This is a genomic window from Paenibacillus sp. FSL R10-2199, from assembly GCF_038000235.1.
Classification (GTDB): domain Bacteria; phylum Bacillota; class Bacilli; order Paenibacillales; family Paenibacillaceae; genus Paenibacillus_AQ; species Paenibacillus_AQ phytohabitans.
In genome coordinates this window covers 5,261,448-5,284,979 of record NZ_JBBOBO010000001.1, presented here as the reverse complement: position 1 = coordinate 5,284,979, position 23,532 = coordinate 5,261,448, and the positions used below count along the sequence as shown (strand labels likewise).

At 46.4% G+C, this 23,532-nt stretch carries 20 protein-coding genes and 1 pseudogene; 13 read left to right on the top strand and 8 right to left on the bottom strand.

Annotated elements, in window-relative coordinates; all coding sequences use genetic code 11:
* Nucleotides 1-40 precede the first annotated feature (40 nt).
* Nucleotides 41-529: a MerR family transcriptional regulator gene (locus NYE33_RS23085; RefSeq protein ID WP_052421872.1), complete on the bottom strand. Its 489-nt coding sequence runs from the start codon at nt 527-529 to the stop codon at nt 41-43.
* A 125-nt stretch (nt 530-654) separates the two neighbouring features.
* On the opposite strand from NYE33_RS23085, the gene NYE33_RS23080 reads away from it, so the two are divergent.
* Nucleotides 655-1,788 (top strand): NADH-dependent flavin oxidoreductase, encoded by a 1,134-nt coding sequence (locus NYE33_RS23080; protein WP_042137355.1) that lies wholly within the window; start codon nt 655-657, stop codon nt 1,786-1,788.
* Between the two features lie 2 nt (nt 1,789-1,790).
* Nucleotides 1,791-2,111, top strand: a complete 321-nt coding sequence (locus NYE33_RS23075; protein ID WP_042137356.1) for an ABC transporter substrate-binding protein — start codon at nt 1,791-1,793, stop codon at nt 2,109-2,111.
* Nucleotides 2,112-2,274: 163 nt separating this feature from the next.
* On the opposite strand, the gene NYE33_RS23070 is transcribed toward NYE33_RS23075, so the two are convergent.
* Entirely contained in the window at nt 2,275-2,637 is a 363-nt protein-coding gene (locus NYE33_RS23070) for a YmaF family protein (protein WP_341067765.1), read from the bottom strand.
* 101 nt (nt 2,638-2,738) lie between these two features.
* On the opposite strand from NYE33_RS23070, the gene NYE33_RS23065 reads away from it, so the two are divergent.
* The 4 genes and pseudogenes from NYE33_RS23065 (at nt 2,739) to NYE33_RS23050 (ending at nt 6,138) form a co-directional block, all read left to right on the top strand.
* Nucleotides 2,739-3,008, top strand: a complete 270-nt coding sequence (locus NYE33_RS23065) for a hypothetical protein (RefSeq protein WP_341067763.1) — start codon at nt 2,739-2,741, stop codon at nt 3,006-3,008.
* Between the two features lie 428 nt (nt 3,009-3,436).
* Nucleotides 3,437-4,595: pseudogene (locus NYE33_RS23060) on the top strand (IS4 family transposase).
* Nucleotides 4,596-4,765: 170 nt separating this feature from the next.
* Entirely contained in the window at nt 4,766-5,689 is a 924-nt protein-coding gene (locus NYE33_RS23055; RefSeq protein WP_042137362.1) for an alpha/beta hydrolase fold domain-containing protein, read from the top strand.
* A gap of 98 nt (nt 5,690-5,787) precedes the next feature.
* The gene (locus tag NYE33_RS23050) at nt 5,788-6,138 is read left to right on the top strand and encodes a hypothetical protein (protein ID WP_341067761.1); all 351 of its coding nucleotides are present in this window, start codon (nt 5,788-5,790) and stop codon (nt 6,136-6,138) included.
* A gap of 89 nt (nt 6,139-6,227) precedes the next feature.
* Here NYE33_RS23050 and NYE33_RS23045 read toward each other — a convergent pair whose 3' ends face one another.
* A complete protein-coding gene (locus NYE33_RS23045) occupies nt 6,228-7,526 on the bottom strand; it encodes an alpha-glucosidase/alpha-galactosidase (RefSeq protein WP_336100381.1) in 1,299 nt (432 codons plus the stop codon).
* A gap of 182 nt (nt 7,527-7,708) precedes the next feature.
* Here NYE33_RS23045 and NYE33_RS23040 point away from each other — a divergent pair, with 182 nt between their 5' ends.
* Nucleotides 7,709-8,572 carry a helix-turn-helix domain-containing protein gene (locus NYE33_RS23040; RefSeq protein ID WP_197074374.1) on the top strand — a complete coding sequence of 288 codons (864 nt, stop codon included), beginning with the start codon at nt 7,709-7,711 and terminating at the stop codon, nt 8,570-8,572.
* Nucleotides 8,573-9,176: 604 nt separating this feature from the next.
* A complete protein-coding gene (locus tag NYE33_RS23035; RefSeq protein ID WP_341067758.1) occupies nt 9,177-13,103 on the top strand; it encodes a collagen binding domain-containing protein in 3,927 nt (1,308 codons plus the stop codon).
* 130 nt (nt 13,104-13,233) lie between these two features.
* Here NYE33_RS23035 and ltrA read toward each other — a convergent pair whose 3' ends face one another.
* The 4 genes from ltrA to NYE33_RS23015 all read right to left on the bottom strand — a co-directional run bounded on the left by ltrA (nt 13,234) and on the right by NYE33_RS23015 (nt 16,996).
* Nucleotides 13,234-14,625, bottom strand: coding sequence for a group II intron reverse transcriptase/maturase (gene ltrA / locus NYE33_RS23030; RefSeq protein ID WP_081969899.1), 1,392 nt, complete (start codon nt 14,623-14,625; stop codon nt 13,234-13,236).
* A 464-nt stretch (nt 14,626-15,089) separates the two neighbouring features.
* Nucleotides 15,090-15,575 (bottom strand): hypothetical protein, encoded by a 486-nt coding sequence (locus tag NYE33_RS23025; protein WP_341067755.1) that lies wholly within the window; start codon nt 15,573-15,575, stop codon nt 15,090-15,092.
* 55 nt (nt 15,576-15,630) lie between these two features.
* Nucleotides 15,631-16,392, bottom strand: a complete 762-nt coding sequence (locus tag NYE33_RS23020) for a hypothetical protein (protein WP_042137370.1) — start codon at nt 16,390-16,392, stop codon at nt 15,631-15,633.
* Nucleotides 16,393-16,429: 37 nt separating this feature from the next.
* On the bottom strand, nt 16,430-16,996 hold the full coding sequence (locus tag NYE33_RS23015) for a papain-like cysteine protease family protein (protein WP_341068738.1): 567 nt from the start codon (nt 16,994-16,996) through the stop codon (nt 16,430-16,432).
* A 296-nt stretch (nt 16,997-17,292) separates the two neighbouring features.
* Between NYE33_RS23015 and NYE33_RS23010 the strand changes: the two genes are divergently transcribed.
* Both NYE33_RS23010 and NYE33_RS23005 read left to right on the top strand, forming a co-directional pair.
* Nucleotides 17,293-18,951: a DUF6138 family protein gene (locus NYE33_RS23010; protein ID WP_341067752.1), complete on the top strand. Its 1,659-nt coding sequence runs from the start codon at nt 17,293-17,295 to the stop codon at nt 18,949-18,951.
* A 175-nt stretch (nt 18,952-19,126) separates the two neighbouring features.
* Complete coding sequence (locus NYE33_RS23005; RefSeq protein ID WP_341067749.1) at nt 19,127-20,056, top strand: NAD(P)/FAD-dependent oxidoreductase; 930 nt, start codon at nt 19,127-19,129, stop codon at nt 20,054-20,056.
* Here the strand turns inward: NYE33_RS23005 and NYE33_RS23000 are convergent.
* The gene (locus NYE33_RS23000; protein ID WP_341067746.1) at nt 20,040-20,819 is read right to left on the bottom strand and encodes an ankyrin repeat domain-containing protein; all 780 of its coding nucleotides are present in this window, start codon (nt 20,817-20,819) and stop codon (nt 20,040-20,042) included. The genes NYE33_RS23005 and NYE33_RS23000 overlap by 17 nt on opposite strands.
* A 159-nt stretch (nt 20,820-20,978) precedes the next feature.
* On the opposite strand from NYE33_RS23000, the gene NYE33_RS22995 reads away from it, so the two are divergent.
* Genes NYE33_RS22995 through NYE33_RS22985 form a run of 3 tightly spaced genes read left to right on the top strand, consistent with a single transcriptional unit; the run spans nt 20,979 to nt 23,278 of the window.
* The gene (locus NYE33_RS22995; RefSeq protein ID WP_341067745.1) at nt 20,979-21,734 is read left to right on the top strand and encodes a TetR/AcrR family transcriptional regulator; all 756 of its coding nucleotides are present in this window, start codon (nt 20,979-20,981) and stop codon (nt 21,732-21,734) included.
* Nucleotides 21,735-21,761: 27 nt separating this feature from the next.
* On the top strand, nt 21,762-22,508 hold the full coding sequence (gene map / locus NYE33_RS22990; RefSeq protein WP_341067743.1) for a type I methionyl aminopeptidase: 747 nt from the start codon (nt 21,762-21,764) through the stop codon (nt 22,506-22,508).
* Nucleotides 22,509-22,531: 23 nt separating this feature from the next.
* Nucleotides 22,532-23,278 (top strand): cyclase family protein, encoded by a 747-nt coding sequence (locus NYE33_RS22985; RefSeq protein ID WP_341068735.1) that lies wholly within the window; start codon nt 22,532-22,534, stop codon nt 23,276-23,278.
* Nucleotides 23,279-23,532: the final 254 nt, after the last annotated feature.

Below are 23,532 nucleotides of genomic sequence, written 5' to 3'. Positions count from 1 at the left end.
AATATTGACTTCGTGTGCACACGAAGCCCTAGACTAACTTTTAGGGTGAAACATGAGCCTTTGATGCTGAATGGATATGTTCCGGTATATCATATTTCTCACCGCATTCCGGATTATTGTTAACCGGATTCCAGGTGTCGTTCAATTGGCCAGCCAAGACACTATTGTAATAAGCCTTCTTTTCTTTAATGTGCATTAATTGAAGGTTGTACGCATGGATCTTTGCCTCTAGTTCTTTTTCTTGCTTTGCAACAAGCTCAGCCCTGTCAGGAATCGTCTCATCACCTTGTAAACACATAGCAATGTAATGTTTGACTTCTGAAATCGGCAATCCTGAAATACGAAAGGAGTGAACCATTCGTAGCCAATCCAGATCATGGTCAGAGAATAAACGGTTGTTTCTGCCATCTCTTGAAACGAAAGGAATTAATTGTTGGTCATCGTAGTAACGGATTGTATGTTTGGTAAGTCCGGTGATTTCTGCTACATCTTTAATCGTATATTTGGGTTCATGTAATGACTGATTCAAAATTTCGTACCTCCATGATATTGACTTCGAGTAACTCGAATACTTAATGAAGTTATTGTAACAATGTCGTTGCCGCTCATCAACTGGTAAGTTTAGAAATGAACTAATTAGAAAGAGGTAAGAAAATGAACACAAAATATAACAGCCTGTTCGAATCTTTCACATTCAAAAATGGGATTTCTCTTAGAAATAGGGTAGTAATGTCGCCTATGACCACCTGGGCCAGCAATGACGATTACACAATTTCAGATGGTGAAGTGAACTATTACAGAAGAAGAGTAACAGGTGTAGGTCTGGTTATAACAGGGTGTACACATGTTCAGCCTAATGGGATTGGTTTTACGAATGAATTTGCAGCCTATGACGATAAATTCATTCCAAGTTTACGTAGATTGGCGGATGCGGCAAAAAGCGGCGGAGCTGCTGCTGTGCTTCAAATTTTTCACGCAGGCAGCAAAGCACTCCCGGATCTTACCCCAAATAGAGATGTAGTTAGTTCAAGTGCTGTTGAGACGGAAGCTACAGGATTTGCTCCTTCCGTTATGCCGAGAGAGCTTTCGCACGATGAAGTATGGGAAGTCATTCATGCATTTGGAGAAACAACAAGACGAGCGATAGAAGCAGGGTTCGACGGGGTTGAAATTCATGGTGCACACGGATTTTTAGTTCAAAACTTTTTCTCTCCCTACTTCAACAGACGTGAGGATGATTGGGGAGGATCACTTGAGAACCGCCTTCGTTTTCCACTGGCAATCGTTAAGGAAATGAAAAGGGTTATTGAAAAGCATGCTGTTAAACCGTTTATTCTCGGTTACCGGATTTCTCCTGATGAACATCAAGAAGGCGGTATAAGGATGAAAGATACTTATGTATTGATTGACCGTCTGATTGAAGCAGAAGTTGATTATGTGCATGCTTCACTAGCTGATGCTCTATCCTCTAAGCCAGTTGATAGCCAAGATGATAGGACTTATCTTGAGTTGATCGTTGAACATGTGAATAGCCGGATTTCCCTACTGGCTGCGGGTTCTATGGTAACGCCCGATGATGCTGCAAAAGGATTAGATAAAGGACTTAACCTAGCTGTGATCGGACATGCGTTAATTACAGATCCAGATTGGATTGACAAGGTTCAAAGCGGACAGGAATCAGATATTCAAACAGCTATCAAGGCTTCCAATATTAATACCATTGATCTTCCGGAAAAACTATGGGCTGTCCTTCAAGCTTCAGGTCCGTGGTTTAAAATCGAAAATTAAACATGTTAAAACAACATTCCCTGTCTGAACAGTCTCGCTTTTCCAAACTTTTTGCCGCTCTACACATCGGGAAAGTCTTACGGCACGCGGGCATTTTCCACATTCTTTGGTCTTTCGAATATAAATGCCATTTCCTAATCATCAGCACGGGTAAAGAAGCTAAGGGGAACTTCGAAGAGCTGGAGAAGAATCCGGTATGGCAAAATCTAAAAGCTGTTAAAAACAATCATGTCTACCTCTTGGATGGACAAAAATGGCTCGATTACTCCTCCATTGGCCAAAGCATGGCGCTTGATGATGCTGAACATTTATTCAGCAAATAGCCCTATCACAAAAGATACTCCATCAGACAATATGTTTGATGGAGTATCTTTTTTTGTGGGCAAAAGCACACAGACTGATGGCTGGAGATGGTTTATTAGGCTATTTTATATAACCGAATTCAAACGAGTACACTTTCTCATGGGTAATATAGTCTTACTTTATTTAAACAAGAGGGGATTCAATCAATGTCGCAAAATTAAATGGATGTCTATGACCATCGTTTACTGTCGTTTGGCCCATTACAAAGTGTACATGTTTACCATTCCCCACTGGAATAGCCGGTCCTGTTCTAATCTTTTTCAGATTATGAAAATGGTTCAGAAAATCAGTTTTGTTGAGATCAATTTCATGAACATGACTGCTTCCTACCCGGATGGCTTGCCCGGTCACGCCTGCGAAGCGATGGTTATGGCGGTCTGCACCTGCTTCAGCCAGTTTTGTACTCCCCTCAAATTCATGCACATGTCTCTGCGCCCGTGTGGAGTACAGTACTTTCTTCACCAATTTAGGATTCTTCTTCTGCATCCGTTACCAGCCTCCTTAGGATTCTTCACTTCATAACATCCTATTAAGGGAAGCGAATGTACGTGCTAGGCAACTTTCAGAGAATATAATGAATATTACAGATGGTCACCAAAAAGCCAAAGTGGGAATATGCTATCCCCATAGAAATTACAGGAAGGATGTTGCACGGATTGATAAGCGCTGACCCTGTGTATCAAATTTTGAAATTGCTTGGAGCAGAAAAAGAATCTCGTTTTCAGGAGCTAGGGATGGATCAGAGAGATATTACTATTGTATTAAATCATATTCACCAAGCCCGTTATGCAACCGAAAGTGGATTAACTCAAGCCGGCCTTGATTACATTGTTCTCGCTCTTAAAAGAGGAATTTAACAAGAACAAAGACCAAAATCAGCGCCCCTGTAAATGTCATTATATTCGCTTGCTTATTTTTACTTTTCAGATAGTTATATCCTCGATTAAAAATCAATGTACCGCATAACATTACCATCGACCATTAGCGTCTGGCTTGATCAACTGCACTATAGTCATTCGTCAATAAAGACAAGCTTAGGCCAAGAGTTGCTGCAGCGAACGTATACTAAGCGTTCTAAACATTTTCTTCAAGCTATTTTCGACCACCTTCACATTTAAGTCTATCTGACTCAATTTTCGCAGAGTCAAAATCGAGTTGACCCCATACTGGGGTTAAGGTGGAGCATGTTTAAGTAAGGGTCTTGCCACCATAGAAAAACACTAATTCATTTGGTAAAGTGAGAGTGTCGAAGCTTCCACTAAACCACAGAAGATGTGTCCTACCCATGATAAAGCAAAAGCTGTCTCTAGATCAACTCCCGCCTGAAATGAGGCCTGCTTTTCAGGAGCTCGGTGTACTGAAGCACCTGAGAAAATCAGGATTCAAAAAGGCTTTCGGCTATACCTGTTCCCATCTGTTCCTGCTCGTTTTCGTGCTACTCTTCCATCAGAAAAACTGGTTTCGCCTGCTGGAAAGTGCCAAAGGTGAAATCTTTCCTGGCAAAGATACGGTCTATCGGTTTCTCAATCATAGCGGCTTCGCTTGGCGGCGCTTCTTGACTTCGCTCAGCAGTGACACTGTGTAGCGGGTCGAAACCCTGACTTCCGTCACGAGAACCTCCGTGTTCATTGTGGACGATTCCATGTTTGAACGAAATCGGAGCAAAACTGTAGAATTGTTGGCTCGTTTCAAGGATCACGCGACGGGTGCTTACTATAAAGGGTTTCGTATGCTGACTTTGGGCTGGTCGGACGGCCATACGTTTCTCCCTTTGGACTTCGCTTTGCTGAGTTCCATAAAGGCCGGACTTACCGGCATGAATCCGGGAATCGACAAGTGCTCCTGCGGGTACAAACGCCGGAAGGAAGCATTACTTTCTGCCCCACATCTGGTTTCCGAACTGCTGGATCGGGCCATCGATTCCGGGGTTTCTGCAGCTTACGAACTTATGGATATCTGGTTCACGCATACCCCCTAATCGGGCGGATTGTAGACTGAGATCTTCATATCATTGGTATGGTAAAAAACGAGTGGCTAGCTATTCTATCGACGGATCTGACGCTAACGGCACCGGAAATGATTAAAATCTACGCTCTTCACTGGGACATCGAAGTCTTTTTTAAATGCGCTAAATCCTTGTTACGTCTGCAAAAGAGTTTCAAGGTCGCTCCTACGGTTTGCTAATTAGCCATACAACGATTGTCTTTTCCCGCTATATTCTGCTGGTCTGGCAGCATCGGCAAAGTACCGATCAACGGACGCTCGGCGGACTGTTTTATTTGCTTTGTGATGAAGTCGGCACTTTGGACTGGGCCCTTGCTTTACAACAACTGGTGGAATTGATGAACGAAATCGCCAATCAACTCGGCAAGAAACTATTCGCCATGATTAAAAGTCAACTCCAGCACTGGATCTCCGCTCTGCCCAATTCAAAAAGGCGATAACGGATTCATTAGGCTGTCGCCTTTTTTGCGCATGGAATCAACGTTATGTTTAATTATTCTTAGGATTTTGCTAATGTCGAATCCAAATAGAATTTTTCTTGACCTTGAAGTATACATCAACCCTTATAATGCAAATACAGTAATCATTCAGCATGACAGGAGGGGGAACGATGAGTGTACAAGTATATACAAAAAAACGTTCAACTAAGAGTTTTCTGTTTGAGAAGTATTTAGCTTTACGAAACACAAAAAAAGGCTTTTCAAGTATTGAAAACACGACCCAGTTTGTAAAACGGGTAGGCCTAGAAAACAGTAAACCCTATATAATTGCTGATGTTAAATTCATCAGCGGAATTACGGAGGAAGTGTTTGAGGGAATTAAGGTTTTTACAATAAATGACCAACAATCCTTGACGCAAAAAGTAATTCTCTATATCCATGGCGGTGCTTGGGTCAACCAGCCTTTAAGCTTTCACTGGATGTTCATGGATAGAATGGCACAGTCGCTTAATGCGAAAATAATTGCCCCTATTTATCCTAAAATTCCTAACTTTAATTATAAGAATACCTATCCGAAGCTCCTTAACCTGTATAAAGATATTCTGGGAACCGTTCAAAGTCCGGAACAATTGACGATTATGGGCGATTCAGCAGGCGGAAACATCTCACTGGGTCTGGCCCATCTGCTCCAAATGAATGATATTCCCCAGCCCAAGGACATCATTCTATTGTCTGCCTGTGTGGATATGGGGCTTACTAACCCGCTTATTCCTGAATATGAAAAGAAGGACCCGATGCTGTCGGTGGGTGGAATGGAAGTCATTACAAGGATCTGGGCGGATGATAAAAGCTTAAGCGATCCTATAATCAGTCCCATCTACGGGGACTTTGAAGGCCTCGGAAGAATCACTCACTTTATCGGAACGCACGAAGGGCTATATCCCGATGCCATGAAACTGGATGACAAGCTAACCGGGCAGGGAATTGAAATCAATACCTTTGTATATCCCAAAATGAACCATGTGTTTGTGATCATGCCCATCCCCGAAGCGATAGATGCCCAGCGGAAGATTATTGAGATTATTAAGAGCTAGGAGATTGTTATTGCAGACTTAGTGTTGACTTCTATATTATGGTATATTTACCCCTATAGATCACCAGCTGGATAATGGCATTCTGGAGAGGGTTGTATATGAGACTAGCTAAATATTTGAAGTTATCAATGATTGTCTTATTCGTTCTAATGATTGGTTCAGCATGCCAAAACAACCAGGAAGGAGGGCTGGACGGTTATATTTCATTAGATGAATTAACGGATTTATCGGAAAAGGGCAACACATTGGATTGGAGCGATTTGAACAAATATTCTTTTGAAGATACCGGTTCAGGATTATATATAAGGAATTATCCCATTGAAGGAGGGCGCCAGCTTGTACTTACGGGTAGAAGCCTGGAAAGTCCGCCGGAGAGAGTATATGTGATTAATCAAAGCGGCAAGGAGTTAGATTTCAATCCAGACAACCTGAGCGAATGGAGTCGTTGAACTAAAATTCATCATAAGCAAAGAAGCCTCTCCTATAGCGTCCTATAGGGGGGCTTCTTTGCTTATAGCGATAAAACAAATTTCACCTTTTATTGATAGTCAGGCAGCCAGTCACCGTGGGCAGCGATCAGCTCATCACACATATTAATGATATCATCCATCGATAGCTCTGCTGAAGTATGCGGATCCAGCATGGCTGCGTGGTAGATATGCTCTTTCTTGCGTGTCATGGCGGCCTCAATCGTTAGCAGTTGTGTATTGATATTCGTCCGGTTCAGTGCGGCACATTGCGGAGGCAAATCGCCTACGTAGGTCGGAGTTACTCCACTGCGGTCAACCAGACAAGGGACCTCGACACAGGCTTCTTTGGGCAGATTAGGAATCAGTCCTGTGTTCATAACGTTGCCGCCGATCTTAAACGGCACATTAGTCTCCATCGCTTCCAGAATATAAGAGGCGTATTCATGTGAACGTTCATGCGCAAGCTCCTGATTATTCACCAGCTCCTCACGCATCTGTTCCCAGCGACTAATCTGTTCTACACAGCGGCGCGGATATTCGTCTAGAGGGATCTGGAACCGCTCAATCAGCTCGGGATAATTTCTTTTGATGAAATACGGATGGTATTCGGCATTATGCTCGGAGGATTCTGTAATGTAATAGCCGAATTTCAGCATCATCTCATAGCGGACCATATCACCGTGAGGCTCAAGCTGCTTCTCTGCAGCGAGGCGTTTGATCTCCGGGTACAAGTCCTTGCCGTCCTTGGTAACCTTGAGCAGCCAGGCCATGTGGTTGATACCGGCAATCGTCGCCTGTACACCTTCCTGTTCTATCCCGAGGTGACTGAATAATCCGGGGATACATTGCTGCACGCTGTGGCATAATCCCACCGTATTCACTCCGCCGTAAGTGTTCATCACATTCGTTAGAACGGCCATCGGGTTCGTGTAGTTCAGGAACAGCGCATCCGGACAGACCTCACGAATATCCGCAGCGAAATCGAGCATGACCGGAATCGTGCGCAAATTGCGGAATAATCCTCCGATGCCTGCAGTGTCCGCAATAGTCTGACGCAAGCCGTATTTCTTCGGAATTTCAAAATCTGTAATGGTGCATGGATCATATCCCCCGACCTGAATGGCATTGATTACATATTTGGCGCCGCGCAGCGCTTCTTTGCGGTCGGTATAGGCGATGATGGTACAGGTGCTGCCGCCGCTGTTCTTCAGATTCGTGAGCATATTCTCGGAGTCTTTGAGCCGCTGAAGGTCAATATCATACAAGGCAAGCTCGAACCCCTGCAGGGCAGGTGTAGCCATGATATCCCCCAGGACGTTTTTGGCAAAAACCGTGCTGCCGGCACCGATAAATGTAATTTTGGACATTAGAAATTAGCCTCCTGTAAGTTGCGGAATACGCTTCATTCATTTGGGAATATGAATCTTAATCCGAATGATAATCGTTGGTTTAGAAGCTTTTTCCGCTGTTTTCTTCTATAATCACTATAGAATAGAACCGAAGGCACGACTATGGAGAAAGACAAGATGAATATGGAGGAATGTTGCATATGAATCCGGACCATTATGATTTCACTTTAGGGATTAATCTTACACCTGAGGAGCAGGATCTGTCTGTCCTGTTCAGCGGGGAGGCAAGGCCTTATCCCGGCCATAAAATTGGACCTTCCGTTCACGATTTTTATTTGATACATACTGTCCTGGAAGGGGAGGGCCTGTTTCAAAGCGGGACGTTCTCTGCCGAGTGCAGGAGTGGGGACACCTTCGTTATTTTCCCGGGTGCGCTCTTCAGTTATCAGGCAGATGGGGATATCCCATGGCATTATGCGTGGGTAGCCTTACAGGGGATAGGCGTTCAAGAACTTCTATCGGCTGTAGGCATTACAAGGGAACAGCCCTTCATGCATTCCGGTAATGTCACAGAGCTTCACAGCTTGTACGAACGTATCCGGCATGCCTTCCAGCAGTCTGCTTACCCGCGGCTGGAGAGTCTGGAGGCTTCAGGCTGGGCACGGCTGCTGCTTCATCAATTCGGGCTGGGTAATTTAAGCGCGCTGCCCCTGCACCCTGCCGAAATGCCCGAGATTATTGACCGGCAGATTGACCAGGCTATCCGCTGGATTTCGCTGCAGTTCCACCAGCAGATTAGTATTGATCACCTGGCATCCTCACTCGGCTACCACCGGGTGCATCTGTCCAAAGCCTTCAAGCAGCGAACCGGCTTCTCGCCCAAACAGTTTCTGCTCAAAAAGCGGATGGACAAGGCCAGACAACTACTCGGGTCTCCCCTGACCATTGAGCAGGTGGCTTCGTCCGTGGGCTTCAATGATGCGCTGTATTTCTCCAAGCAATTCCGCAAGCACACCGGCATGCCGCCGAGCGAGTACCGGGCGGGTCTGAGAAGTGGGGAATAGCTGGGGCAAGGTAGAGATTGGTGGTGTTTGAGTATGAAAAACAGAGATTGGTTATTCGCAGAAGAGAATCGAATTCATAATTTCCGGAGCTCCGGAGTTTTGCTTCATGAGGGTAAAATTCAAACGGATGAATCCAGATTGATATTCCAGTGGGTTGATATCAACGAATTACTGGACTATAAGGTTTACCCTGAGTTTCTTAAGAATAAAATCTCGAATTTAGCAGATGGGGTGGAGCACTTTGTAACCCGTGACTAAGTAAAAGGGATAAGCCGTATACAAGTACCAAATACCTGCCGAGCCTTATGCTTGGCGGGTTATTTTGTTTTTTCACACGCAAATCCGGAAGCTGTTCAGAAATTGTTCATATGTCAGGTTTACAGTTACTTAAACTGCTGTCGGCGCAGTTCTCCCACAAGTTGCGCAGGCAATGGCATGAAGCTTCAAACACAATCGATGACGAAAAAGGAGGAAGTATTCATCAATGAAAATGAAAAAGATTAGCATTTGGCTCGTACTTATTCTATTGGTTACCCAATGGACAACAAGCTTTGGCTCTTTCACTGAACGTGCTCATGCAGAACCCAGTAAAATTACGGAAAATTTGATCACCAGCGTTTCTCTGGCCGTGTATACGGATGAGCACTACTCAGAGACAGTCACCGGAAATGTATATCAGCTGGATTCCTATTCCGAACTGAATTACACGTGGTCATTAGCAGACGGGCACGGTTATGAAGCAGGCTCCACTTTTGAATTTAATATACCCGATCCGTTTGAGCTTTATAGTGATTTGGATGGGGATCTTCTATTTGGTGGAGATACAGTAGGCACCTATCATGTCGATAAAGGTAATAATCATGTTGTCTTTACGTTTAATGAATTTATTGAACAATATGATAAAGTGCAGGGGACCTTTACTGTCCGTTCACTGCTTAGTTCTAAAAAAATAAAAGGGTCGACCACACAGCTTGTGGAGTTCCCGATCAATGGCGGCACCCAGGTAATTGAACTTCATTTCAAGCCTAACGTCAGTTCAACTGTAGAGAAGAAAGGTACTCCATTGCCTCAATTCTACAATCCGACGCAAATCGGCTGGACCGTCGATGTCAACAAGGTCTTGGAAAGTGTGGGCAACGCTGCTGTTACCGATGCGATTCCGGACGGGTTGACGCTTGATACAAGCTCCATTGTTGTCCGTGAACTTGAAGTGAAGCTGGACGGTACAGTTATAGCAGGTGACATTGTTCCGGGTAGCAGTTATGATGCCTCCGGGTCCACACCGGCGAAGCTGGAATTAAAATTTAAACAGAGCCCGATCACCAAGGCGTATCGTGTAGAATTCACCACCGATATTACAGCCAGCGGTGAGGATGCGGTCAGCTATGAGAATACAGCTATTTTTACGGGAGACAACGGATTATCTAAAGAATCGAAGACTACCGTAACCGTAGGACGGGGCAAGCCGCTTACCAAAGTAACAAACGGCTACGATCCTGCAACCCAGACTCTTGGCTGGGCAATTGAATTCAATTACAATGAAAAGTTTATTTCGGCAAACGACGCGGTTCTGAAGGATACCATTGACCTCAAACAGGAACTCATTCCAGATTCGCTGAAGGTGTACCCGGTGACTATTGCGGCCGATGGTAAAGGGGTCAAAGATGCCCAGCCTCTTCCGGATAATAAATACACGGTTACAGATTCAGTGGTAGATGGTAAATATCATTTTGAACTCAAATTCAATGATGATATTGATTCTGCTTACCGCATCGAATATAAAACTAAAGCGCCGGAACGTGTTTTTGAAAATGGCAAGGTCACTAATACAGTGACTTACGGTGAACATTCGGACTCAGCTTCCCAGAATATCACCCAACAAATATTGGTCAAGGGTAACAGCGAAAAAGATTATCTGAACAAGACAGTACGTTGGACAATTACGATCAACAAAGATTCAAAGACGATGGAAAATCTGAAAGTAACGGATACCTTCGTTAACGCAGGACTCAAGCTGGTAACGGGAAGCCTTACGATTAAACCGGTCGCTGGAGGTCCCGCAGTCGCCACTGAGGTTGTTTATACCGACCATGATCCTGTGGCGGTGAACGACGGGTTCACGATTACTTTTAAAGCTCCGATCTCTGAACCGTATACCATCACATACCTCACTAAGTTTAACTTTGATTGGTTGGCGGAGGATAAAAACCAGTTTGTCAATCAGGCATTGCTGGAATGGGTGGAGAATGGTCAGAGTCGGACCATCAAGACAACATCAACATTCGATCCAAGAGCAGAAGTGAAGAATAATGGACTCAAAAACGGATCGTACGATGCCATCAACAAAGAGATTACCTGGAATGTCGGGGCCAACTATAATATGAAAACCCTGACTAATGCTAAATTGGTGGACACGATTACCAGCGGTCAAGTTGTGGATCTGGATTCCGTTAAGGTATTCAAATGGATCTATGGCTCGAATGGTAACCCTTCAGAGGACGTAAACGTCGATGAAAAGGACTACAACGTAACTCTGAACGACGGGAAGCTTGAGGTAAGCTTTAACAAACCGATCAATTATGCATTTTACGTTACCTTTAAGACTACTTTCGCTGATAAGGTTATTGACGTAAAGACTGTCGATAATACAGCAGTACTATATGATGGTACCACCAAGGAATCCGCAGACCTGAATGCTTCGGTCAACATTCCTAATGGAGGCGAATATATCGCCAAGACAGGCGCACAAAACAACAATAAGATTGACTGGACGGTGTATATCAACCGTAATCAATCCGTTGTGAGGGATGCAGTAGTAACAGATATTCCTAGTGAGAATCAAATTCTGCTCACTAATACTTATCATCTCTACAAGACTAATGTTGCAGACAACGGGACGATAACACCCACTAGCGAGGAACTGACACGAGACACTGATTATACGCTGGACTTCTTGAAAGACAGTGAAGGCAAAGAAAGCTTCGAACTGAAGTTTACCAAAGAAATCTCGGAAGCTTATATTCTTCAGTACCAATCTGTGATCACTGCACAAAATAATGAAACAGTCAGCAACGAGGTAGAGCTCACAGGTAAGAATGTGAAAGAGGTTACCAAAGAAACCAATTCTGAAGTTAAAGTTCAGCTCTCGAGCGGTTCAGGCACAGGCAGTGGTGTCAGAGGCACGCTCAGCATTGAAAAGATTGATGCCAGTGATCCTAGCAATACGCTCAAAGGAGCTGCCTTTGACTTATTCCGCGTCATCGGCAATGAGCAGATTTGGATTAATGAGGGAGTAACAGATGATGCAGGTAAGCTTGAATTCACGAAACTACTTGGTGGCGATTATGCAGTAGTTGAAAAAATTGCACCTGCAGGTTATCTGTTAGATACGACACCTCATGCAGTTAAAATTAATTCAACTACAGCCATAGATCTGCAAATAAAAAACAAAACATCAGCGACGCCAACACCATCGCCATCGGCCACACCGACACCGACTGTTGCGCCAACACCATCGCCGACAGCGACACCAACAGTAGCGCCAACACCATCACCAACAGCAACACCATCGCCAACAGCAACAGCAACACCAACAGCAACGCCAACACCATCACCGACGGCAACGCCGACTGTTGCGCCAACACCATCGCCAACAGTGGCACCGACACCATCGCCGACAGCAACACCAACAGTAGCGCCAACATCATCACCAACAGCAACACCGACGGCAACGCCGACTGTTGCGCCAACACCAGTGCCAACCGTAACACCAACAGTAGCGCCAACAACAGTACCAACAACAACACCGACGGTTGCGCCAACACCAGTACCAACGACAACACCGACTGTTGCACCAACACCAGTGCCAACAGCAACGCCGACTGTTGCACCAACAGCAACGCCAGCTCCAACAGAACCAACGGCGCCAACAGCAACACCATATGTGCCGTCAACGCCGTCATCAACGCCAACAACTCCTTCAATACCAGGAGTCATAGTCACTCCGGGTCCAACAGTTGTTCCAACGGTGACACCATCAGTTTCACCATCGGCTTCACCAGAACCTACAAGTGAACCGACAAATGCACCGACAGCAACACCTGTAATTAGCAGTCCTCCAAGTCCACAGCCAACAGCTGTCAACACAATAGAGGACATTCCGGTCGAGGGTGAAATCCCGCTTGGGGGAATTCCTAGCCTTGGTGATGAGCCTGAACATGGAACCGTCGTGATTACACCAGACGGGAAATGGAAGTACACACCTGACCCTGGCTATACCGGAAAAGACAAGTTCACTATTATCGTTAGCGATAATGGAGAGGACCAGGAGATCGAGATCGAAGTAGTGGTAGATGAAGTGCCTAAAGGAACAATAGATGAACCTTCACAAAATGAACCAACGAATCAAGGCGGTCTGCCGGGTAAGCTGCCTCAGACCGGTGAAGAAAGTCCGATAGGCATGTACCTAGCCGGAATGGGTCTGATCATCCTTGGTTTCGTGCTCTCGAAGAGATTTAAGACACGCAAGTAGAAACGGCTTTGCAATCCTTTTTAAAGAACAGTTTTCAAAAAAAATAATGGTATCGAGTAGGAGGGGGCGGCAAGCCCCCGTCCTCTCACACCACCGTACATGCGGGTCCGCATACGGCGGTTCCAAAAGGTTAACAAAGTTCCAGATAGCGTGAAAGTAAACTCTTCAGCCCTTTTGCTTCCCAATAGGAAGTCGAAAGGGCGTTATTCGTGTTCCGGGACATTTCCCACGCGCCTCGCCGCGAGTTGGCCATCTTAAAACAAGCCCACTTTGGAACCCCGAGTGCTCGAAGCTCGCGGATTCGTGTACGTACTCGTTTCCACTGTTTCCACAGACACATTCGAAGTCTCCTCCGAATCCACTGGTCCAGTGTTTGGAAGTGTGTCTTCGCCGAGGCTAGACGGAAATAACCGAGCCAACCCATCAGATAGCGGTTCAGTCGGTAAATCCTTTCTTCCATGGAAATGGACCAGGTACGTTTCGTTAGCTCTCGAATTCTCCCTTTAAAAGCTGCGAGACTCTTCGGAGCAATCCGAATCGTTGCCTGTTTCTGGCTCAGGAAACTGAATCCTAAGAACTTTCGGTGCCAAGGTCTCGCTACCGCACTTTTCTCCCCGTTTACTTTCAGTTTTAGCTTTCCTTCTACAAACCGACTTACCGATTCCATGACACGCTCGCCTGCTCGTTTACTCGCCACAAAGATATTACAGTCGTCCGCGTAGCGTACGAATCGCAAACCTCGCCCGGTCAGTTCCTTGTCCAGATCATCCAATAGAATGTTTGCTAGAAGCGGACTAAGCGGACCGCCTTGTGGCGTTCCCTCCCGGCTACGCTCCCATTTTCCATCCACCATAACTCCGGCGTTTAAGTAAGCACGGATTAGCGTCAGCACTCTTTTGTCCTCCACTTTCCGCGCCACTCTTGCCATTAGCATGTCGTGGTTTACCTTGTCAAAGAATTTCTCCAGATCCAAATCCACGACCCATCTGAGGCCGCCTTGGATATATCTTTGGGCTTGTTTAACGGCGTCATGCGCGCTCTTCCCCGGCCGAAAGCCGTAGCTGTACCACGAGAATTGTGCGTCAAAGATCGGGTTCATGACTTGTAAAAGTGCTTGCTGGAGGAAACGGTCCATCACAGTCGGGATGCCTAGCTGCCGTACACCGCCTCCAGGTTTGGGGATTTCCACCCGTTTGACTGGCGCAGGTCTGTAAGTTCCCGTCAGAAGTTCAGTTTTCACCGATGCCCAGTGCGTATTCAGGTAAACTTGTAGATTCGCTACCGTTACACCGTCCACACCGGGCGCTCCTCCATTTTGCACCACTCGTTTGTAAGCGAGTCGAAGGTTATCTCCTTTGAGCATTTGCTCCAGCAAGTTGTTCTGGTCTTCGCGAGAGGAAGGGACGACTTGTGCCGACGAAGAACTCGGCGCTCCGGCATACCCTGACGGCTTCACCGCTTCTCTTTGCCGCAAGCTCCCTTGCGAGATATTCTGCTGTCGTTGCTCTTCATGCGAACGCATCGCTTTCCTCTCTCCTTTCGGTTCAGCCCTTCCGTAAATTGTTGCAACAGCTTACGTACTATGGCTTCTGCTGACTCCTGCCAGTTCAGCGCAGCCTCTCAGCTACGGTTACAAGTTTTTTTTTCTTGCTTATCTGACAGGTCTCCCCAGATAAGAACGTCATCTGTCTGCCCGCGACCACTGGAGTATACCGCGCCAGCCCTTGGCGGCTTTGGATTTCGTCATGTTTAGGTGACTCATCCGACTGACACAGCCTCAAATCCAGTTCGTGTACCTTGGCCCGTGCTTTTGCCTCCGGCTTCCTTCAGATTCCACCTCACGGTGGACACCCTTGCCCTTGGCTAACGGTAGGCGCTCGCCAGCCCCCGTTCGGGACTTTCACCCTAAAGATGACGCCCATGCTGGGCGTACAAACAAAAGACCGCCGCTTCTAATTGAAGCGGCGGTCTTTCAGGTCTTTCAGGTCACTCCGTTCGCTTACCGTACGTTTTCTTCCAATAGTCCAGCCATTGCGGATAAGCGGTTCTTTTTATCTCGTTCAATGTTTTTCCATCTATTGAATACTCTCCGCCCGCCATGATTAGATTTTTGATTTTACTTCTTGGACCGGAGGTTCCGCCTATAACATCACCGTCTACAAGCATGACAACCACAGAAATAAAGTAATCTTCCGGGCTAAACAACTTTTCCAGCGGATGATCCTTTACAAGAAAATCATAAGAGACGATTTCTTTCCCGAAATAGGCAGAAGGTTCTTTCTCCTGAACTGCCCAGAGCAGCATATAATCCAGGTTTTCAAGCATATTCTGCTCCAAGGTATATTTTGCGACCTCTCCTTCATCCGCAACAATTGTGTAACCAAGAGCTTGAAGATAATCGGCGGCGATTTGTTCGTGGGTCTTTCCCGCCGCGGAATCTTCATTGTTGCATCCTATCATTGTTATCAGCACAAGGCATAGAAGAGGGAATACCCATCCTTTTCGTCTCATTATATTCGGACCATTCTCATTCCAATGTGCCTGAGGCTCTTCTTCTTTGAGTCGGTATGGCTATTAGTGGAACAGCAAAGGCAAGAGATAATCCGAATAAAATAATTGGCAGAAGCAAAGAGGTCTGATTGTCAGAAGGAGAGACATTGGGGCCGCCACCGACTAAAATCACTCCGTCATTTGAATTTCGATTCAAATTATTAAGAGAATCCACAGACTCGCTGATAATATTCAGGATCTCTGCAGGACTTATACTCTCATCATTTGTTAAATTGATATATTCCTCATTAATCGTACTATTAGTATAGACATAATTTAGATTATAACGTTTATCATCAATAAGCTCGAATTTACCGTTTCCAGCATACTCAGCTTCGATCCGTTTAATTGCACTGTCAAAATCATCATGGTTACTGATGTTGAAAATTTTCCAGGCACCTGATTCAAAAGTGGCATCGACCACCGCAACCTGAGTTCCCTCTAAATAAAGCGGGAATTTATAACCAGTCAATTCATGTGAAAGTGAATCTCCGTGGACATTCACTTGATAATAGGCAACTCCTTCTCCCAAAGTTGCTTCATGAAAGCTTGCTTTGTCGCTGCCGTGAAAGCTAGTCTTCTGGGCTTCAAGAGTATCAGCATAATACTCTGTATATTCCCTAGCAATCGCCCCCTTGATATCTGCCCCAGCTGTCTCCAGACTTGAATCTGCATACACAACATTTCCCAATGTGAATAGAGCAAATAAAATAGTTAATATAATGGCGCGAATTTTCAAAAAAAACCCTCCTTAATTGATAGTGATTATTTTACAGTTAATTCACTTTTATATTGTTTACTGTATTGACCCAAGTATAGATAGAATTGCTCTTGAAAGTTGAGAAGCTTTGAATATTACTGGAAGCATCTGCTGGATCAATATAGTATAAGTTCTGAGTGCTGGTATCAGTGTTATAGTAGTAACCTTTAATCAAAAAGGCATGACCAAGCGTTGCTCCCGTTTTACTCATAAATGCGAGAACATTAGAGTTACGATTGATGTTACTCGTTATATTGTCGTAAGTTGGCACAGTTACAAGTGCAGTCGAACTTACACCATATGCTGCAAGACCTTTTTGGGCATCGTATACAGATCCGGCAGTGTCCATGTATAATCCTTTAGCGGCTGTTACTATGTTATACTGAGTCGCATTGGATTTCCCTAAGTATTGTCCTGCCATACTGGATACGGCCGCCCAGCATAAATAGCCTCCCTGTTGTTTCTGGGCACTTACGTCATGAATGCTAATGCCAGAAGCGGCGTATACACTTGCTGTAAAAAGTGAAGCAGAGATAATCGAACAAAAAAATATTGAAAGCGATCTCAATTTTATTTTTTTCACTTTTCTCAAACCCTTCATAAGAATTGAGCTCTCGGCCGAAAGGACTATAGATGATATTATCATAAAATACTTTATATGGAAGTATGGTAATTAAAGGATTTACCTTGAAAATTACAGATATCATTTTAAGAAACATAATCATTTCCGGTATCAATTAACGATTGATCATCAGACAGATACCCCCAACCGATTTGAACGGTAAATCAAGATACGGTAATATTTAATGTACATAATTTTAGAGTGGGCATGAACAACTTCACTGCCGATATCGCTGTGTAAAGGAGCATGTAATAGACATGGATTATACGCTGGAAGCAATTCTTGAAGAAATGAAAATGGAAATAGACAAGTGGCTCATCTATATCAGTGATAAAGAAGCAGAGAAAATTGTAAAACGGACCACCCTGCAGGCAGGCATTCACGGGTATGCTCTCCTCGAATATGCGGATGGCAGAGTGGATGTGACAGATAAATTGCTTGATTTAAACGAACCGGGTAAAAGCAAGCAGACTACCCCTGAGCAGCTGACAGAGGTACAAGTGCGGGAGCAGATCATCCCTGAGCTTGCTTCGTATATGCAGAACAAATTAAATGCATTGCCGCCGGCAGTTCTGGATTACCGGTTCAGGTTTGACGGGAAATTCAAGGTGAATGAAGGTGTTGTCCATGTGCACATTCTTGAATACGTAGATGAGGCGAAGAAGCAACAACTGCTGGAACAGATCCGCCTCTATACCTTAAACAAGCTAGATGCCGGCAAATATCCGACCAAGCCGCTGGAAACTTTTTTCCTGGCCCGGCATCTCCTGGATGAAGGACTGTATCCCGTCTTGGATTCCGGCAGAATCACCGCTGTGTATGACAAGATACAAGAGCTGAACAAGGGGAACAAGCATCTGGCTGAGCATCGCAATACTATCACCGTAGCACTCAGGAACTGGGTAGAAGATCATTGGTTGCCGCGTTATTTCGAGAACACAGGAACCCAGTGGCAGATGGGGTTTACGAAGAGGAACGATGCTGTGCTGGAAAATGTCGGGCAAGAAACGGTTGGGCTCGTGATCTATGCTGCAGTTTGCATCCTTAAATATGAGCCTTCCTACAGCAGAAGTACGGGGCTTGCCTTCCTGCAATGCGCGCTCGAACTCGGCAGTGTCCAGGCTGCACGGCTAATTAATTATGGCAGCGGTGCCTTTGCTGAAGAGGTTACGAGATTACGCAATGATCAGGTGGAATGTAGCGCTAATGATGTATTTGCCGAGGTACGCATCCGTATTAATCAGGAGTCAGAGGAGAGTTATGCGTTTGCGCTCCGGTATCTGACGAATCTGCTGAAGTCGGGCTTTCCAAAAAGCTATCAGATCAAGCTAACCTCCTCAGTTAAGCACTGGCTGCCGCTCAAAGGACTCGCCAAAACGGGCACGCACCGTTTCTTTGCGAATGCGCTTGAATACCCGAAGATACACCCGTTGCTTGAAGAATATGCCATCGCAGCGATGGAAACCGTCGAATGGTATACGGATGCAGAAGCGGAGAAATGCTGCATGCCGGGCAGCTATGCGGTCTTTGGACTGGGTCTCACAGATCAGGCATATTTCCCGCTGGTCCTTCAATATATGGAGAAGGTAGATGTTGAACATCAGTCTGTCCAGAATAGATTCACAGCTGCGTTAATCGAACAATACGGCATTAACAAAGAGATGCTTCCCGTGCTGTTGACGTGTATGCTGTACTGTACAGATTCATTAAAGCTGAAGATGACGCGAGAGTTGGAGAATGTGGGACTGCTTAGACTGCTGCTCGATCAGGTACACGGCCTGCATTACTACCAGGTGGAACATCTTGTCTACCTGATCTGGGGCGGGAAGAACAAGCTGCAGAAGCTTGCTGACAAAGCTGAGGGAGAGCAGAAGCAATACCTTGCCGGACTGATCCAAGCGGCCAATCGGAGCTGATACCACCACTGAAAGATAATATTAATTTAAAAATAATCATTGCAAAATAGTAATAAACCATCTATTGTGGACAAAGAAGCTCTTTGATATCTGTTTTATCGGGTCAAACAAGAAGTCCCAGGCTTCTTGCGGTATAATTGTAGACATTTCGAATCTATGAAGGAGGCTATTCATTATGGAGAAACAATATGTTGATGTGGCAATTATCGGCGGCGGACCGGCGGGTCTGAATGCCTCTTTGGTATTGGCGAGGGCGAAGAAAAAGGTAGCGGTGATTGATGAGGGGCGTCCACGCAATGCTGTAACTGGCGCGGTTCACGGGTTTATTACCCGTGATGGGATCACTCCGAAGGAGTTCCGGCGAATCGCACAAGAAGAGATTCTGGCCTATCCCACGGCATCATTCGTAGCGGATACAGTGATATCGATCGCAGGCACCAACGGTCAGTTTGAATTGAGCACGATGGAAGGACAAATGATAACAAGTAAAAAAATATTATTCGCTATCGGCATGAAGGATCAGCCCTTTTCTATTCCGGGCCTTAAGGAGGTATACGGAAAAAGTGCTTTCGTCTGCCCGTATTGTGACGGGTGGGAATTAAGGGATCAGCCGCTTGTCGTCATATCGAAGGGGACAGTCCTAATGCATTTCGCTCCGGTTGTTTCCGGATGGACAAGCCGGCTTACGGTTTGTACGAATGGTCCGGATGAACTGACCGAGGCTCAGCGCCAGGAGTTCCAGCACAATGATATTCCCTTGTTCGATTCACCGATCCGGCATATCGACTCGAAGGATGGTATCGTTCAACAAGTTGTATTGGAAGACGGGACGGTGATTCCAGCCAGGGGAATCTTTTTCAAACCTGAGCTGGCGATGGGCTCTGACCTTCCACGCACCATCGGATGCGAATTCACAGAAACAGGAGTACTCGCCGTTAATGAATCCGGACAAACAAATATCCCGGGCATTTATAGCGCCGGGGATGCAGCATCTATGATGCATCAGGCAATTGCTTCGGCTTCGGCCGGCTCATTTGTGGCTGCAGTCATGAATAATGAGCTGAATACAGAAGCTTGGCGGAGAAATATCAAAGAAGTCCGGTAGCGGATTTAGCACCCAGTCCGAGCAACCACTGTACCAGATCAGGGGAGGCACTGCGCTGAGCAGCATCCAAGGGAGTGAGGCCGTCCCACACAGAAGGCCAGTTTATATCCGCCTTGTGGCCGAGCAGGTATTCGGCTGCGTGTCGTTGTCCGCCGTGGCAAGCGCACCAGAAAGCGACGTTCACCTCGTCCGGAGGCGATGAGTGTCCAGCTCCCCAAGGGTATTGCTGTGAGAGCGGGTCTCCGGCAAAATGAGCTTTCATAGCATCTACCAGACCCAACGCGGCTGCATGCCAGAGAGAAGCTTTGGCTCCACGCTCAATTAATCTATGTGCTGCCCGCCATTGCGCGAATGCCACTGCGTCGTCGAGCGGCGTTCCGCCGGCTATGACGGCACCGGAAGCCTCGATGTCAGCACCGGCATCGAGAAGGAGGTCAAGCACTTCGACATCATTGCAGCTTGCAGCCCAATGAAGCGGGGTCTCGCTGTGCGGTCCAGTAAACCGGGCATTCACCTCCGCACCGGCATCAATCAACAGTGCAATTGTTACTGTATTGTTAGGGAAATGTCCGGGCCAATCAGTTGCAATATGCAGCATGGAACGCAATTCTCCGTTCCTTACAATTTTTGAGGCGGCCAACCCGGGATTCTCTTCAAGCAGCAGCTTCAGCAACGGGATATCGCCGGTATGAATCGCTGTAATTACCGAAATACCCAGCGAATGATCCTCTGGAAAGTAAGCTATGTTCTTCTCATCACTCATGATTAGAATGCCTCCCGTTCATAGGTATATCGCAATGGACTCCTTCACTAATCATACTTCATACGTATAGCCAACTTCAAAAAGATACTTGTTATTCCCGTGCCGATGTTTTATATTGACATAACAGCAGGTCAAAAATAAAAAAGGTGGATGGACGAGATGACTCCACGCACGAAGGAACAAAATGAGGATATCCGGCTGCGCCGGCTGGCGCAGATCCGCAAAGCCGCAGCCGATGTGTTTTTGGATAAAGGGCCATTACTGGAGATCCGCGATGTGGCCGCGCAGGCGGGACTCGGGTATGGTACGGTATATCACTATTACAGCAATAAAGGCGATTTGCTCAACGATCTGCTATGGGACGCACTGGACCGGGCCGGGGGATGGATGGGTGCTCAGCGGAAGGCTCCAAGGAAAATCCCATTGGAGGTCCTACGCGATTCTACTTCAGTGGAAGCAACGGCGGGTAGACATATGGGGTTGGCTGCTGTGGCAGATACCGTGAGCACGGGAGCCCCGGATTCCTTAAGCGGCAGCGGTGAAACGGCCGGTGCCGTAGAGTTTGACCCCGCCACCGCCAGCATCCGGCTGCTGCAGCTTTGGGCGGAGGACCACTCCGTATACCTGCTTTATAAGCTGGCGGGTGAGGGTTTTGCCTCGCTGCCTGAAGGGCGTTCTTCCCCGCTCTCGAACGCTTTCCGCCAGGAGGTGCTCACGCCGTTTGCCGCACTGCTGGAAACCGGAAGCGCGGCGGAGGGGGCTGCCGCTTCCGGCGGAAACGCAGCGGAATCACCGGATAAGCTGCAGCGAGCGGAAATGCTGCTGGCCGCGATGACCGGGTGCGCCTCACTTTCGCTTCGCCGCGGGAAACTGCACGAGGAGGCCGGGGATATCGCCCGGCTTCTGAAATTCTAGCAAGCATAAGGAGCGAATAAACCAAAGATGATTATTCTAAAATCCCCCCGAGAAATCGAAGAAATGAAACAGGCGGGTCAAATCGTGGCGGATTGCTACCGCGCGGTGGCCAACCTGATCGAACCTGGGATCACCACCCAAGAAATCAATGACTTTGTAGCCAGGCACATTACCAAGCTGGGCGGCAAGCAGTTCACGAAAGGTTATAACGGGTTCCCCGCAGAAACCTGTATTTCGATTAACGATGTAGTGGCACACGGCATTCCTTCGAATCGGGCGGTCATGGACGGAGACTTGCTGAAGCTCGACATCGTCGCGGAATACGGCGGATGGTTCGGCGATTCGTGCGTGAGCTATGCGGTGGGCAACATCCGGCCGGAGGCGCAGCAATTAATGAAGGTGACGAAGGAATGTCTGGACCTGGGGATCGCCCGGGCGGTTTCCGGAGGCCGGCTCGGCGATATCACATCGGCGATTCAACAACACGCGGAAGCGAACGGTTATTCCGTTGTGCGTGATCTGCTGGCGCACGGGATCGGGCGGAGCCTGCACGAAGAGCCGAGCTATGAGCATATCGGCATCGCCGGCAAAGGCATCCGGTTAAAGGAAGGCATGGTATTTACCATCGAACCCATGATCAACGAAGGTACGTACCGCATCACGATTGACGATGATGAGTGGACGGCAAGAACAGCAGACGGCAAGCTGTCGGCGCAATATGAGCATACGATCGCAATCACGGCGGACGGACCGCTGATTCTGACTGCCCAGTAAGTGTTATTAGAACTTAATAACCGATTAACGTTAATCAGGGTGAACTTGTACTATGCCCAAAGAAACTACAGGAGAGTGTTATTATTTCAAAATACGTCGAAATCGGTTACCCGATTTATGCTGGAATGCCGGTTTTTCCAGGGCTGCCAGAAGTGAAATTAGATCCTCGTGAGCGCTTGAGTAAAGGAGACGAATGGAACGGAAGTGTATTAACCATTTATCTTCATGCGGGTACCCATGTTGATGCACCGTGGCATCATTTGAATAACGGTAAGGGCATAGATGCTGTTCCAATTGAAGACTTCATCTACAGAAGCCCGCTATTAATTGACTGCCCGCTGGGCGCTGACGGTTTCATTACAACCGCTATGCTTGAGGCGTACGAAGAGCTTCATGAAGCAGATATTCTAATCTTCAATACGGGCTATTGGAAATACAGGGATACGGATTTCGAGCAATACGCGAATCATTTCCCGGCCGTCTCTCCCGAAGCTGCCGAATACATCCGGACGAAGCTGCCAAACTGCAAAGCCGTAGCTATTGATACCTTAAGCATTGAAAATATGACGGAAGCCAAAAGAACCGGATTTTTTGTCCACCATGCCTTTTTAGACCATGAGAAGTATAAAGAGCCGACGATGCTAATTTATGAAGATATTAATCCAGCGCCGTTAATTGATAAAAAACTCATTTCCGCCTTCGCGGCACCCCTTCGTATTAAAGACCATGACGCTTCGATTATTAATATCATTGTTGAAGTAGAAGCTTGATCGATTATGAAAAACTGGTGAAGCTTACTGCTAAAATAAAGACTGTATACTCGTAAATGAGTTGCAGTCTTTATTTTGTTTACCGAGGAACTTGGGATTCTCAAAAACCGTTAAGTCTGAATATTAATATATCAATCACTCAGCTTGTATTTATGTAGAGTTGACCTGACCAGACCCTAGCAACAGTAATTGTGGCAAATGGTTGAGTGATGAATGGCAGTAACGCAATGCAGACTGGTTTCAGCTGAACTGGT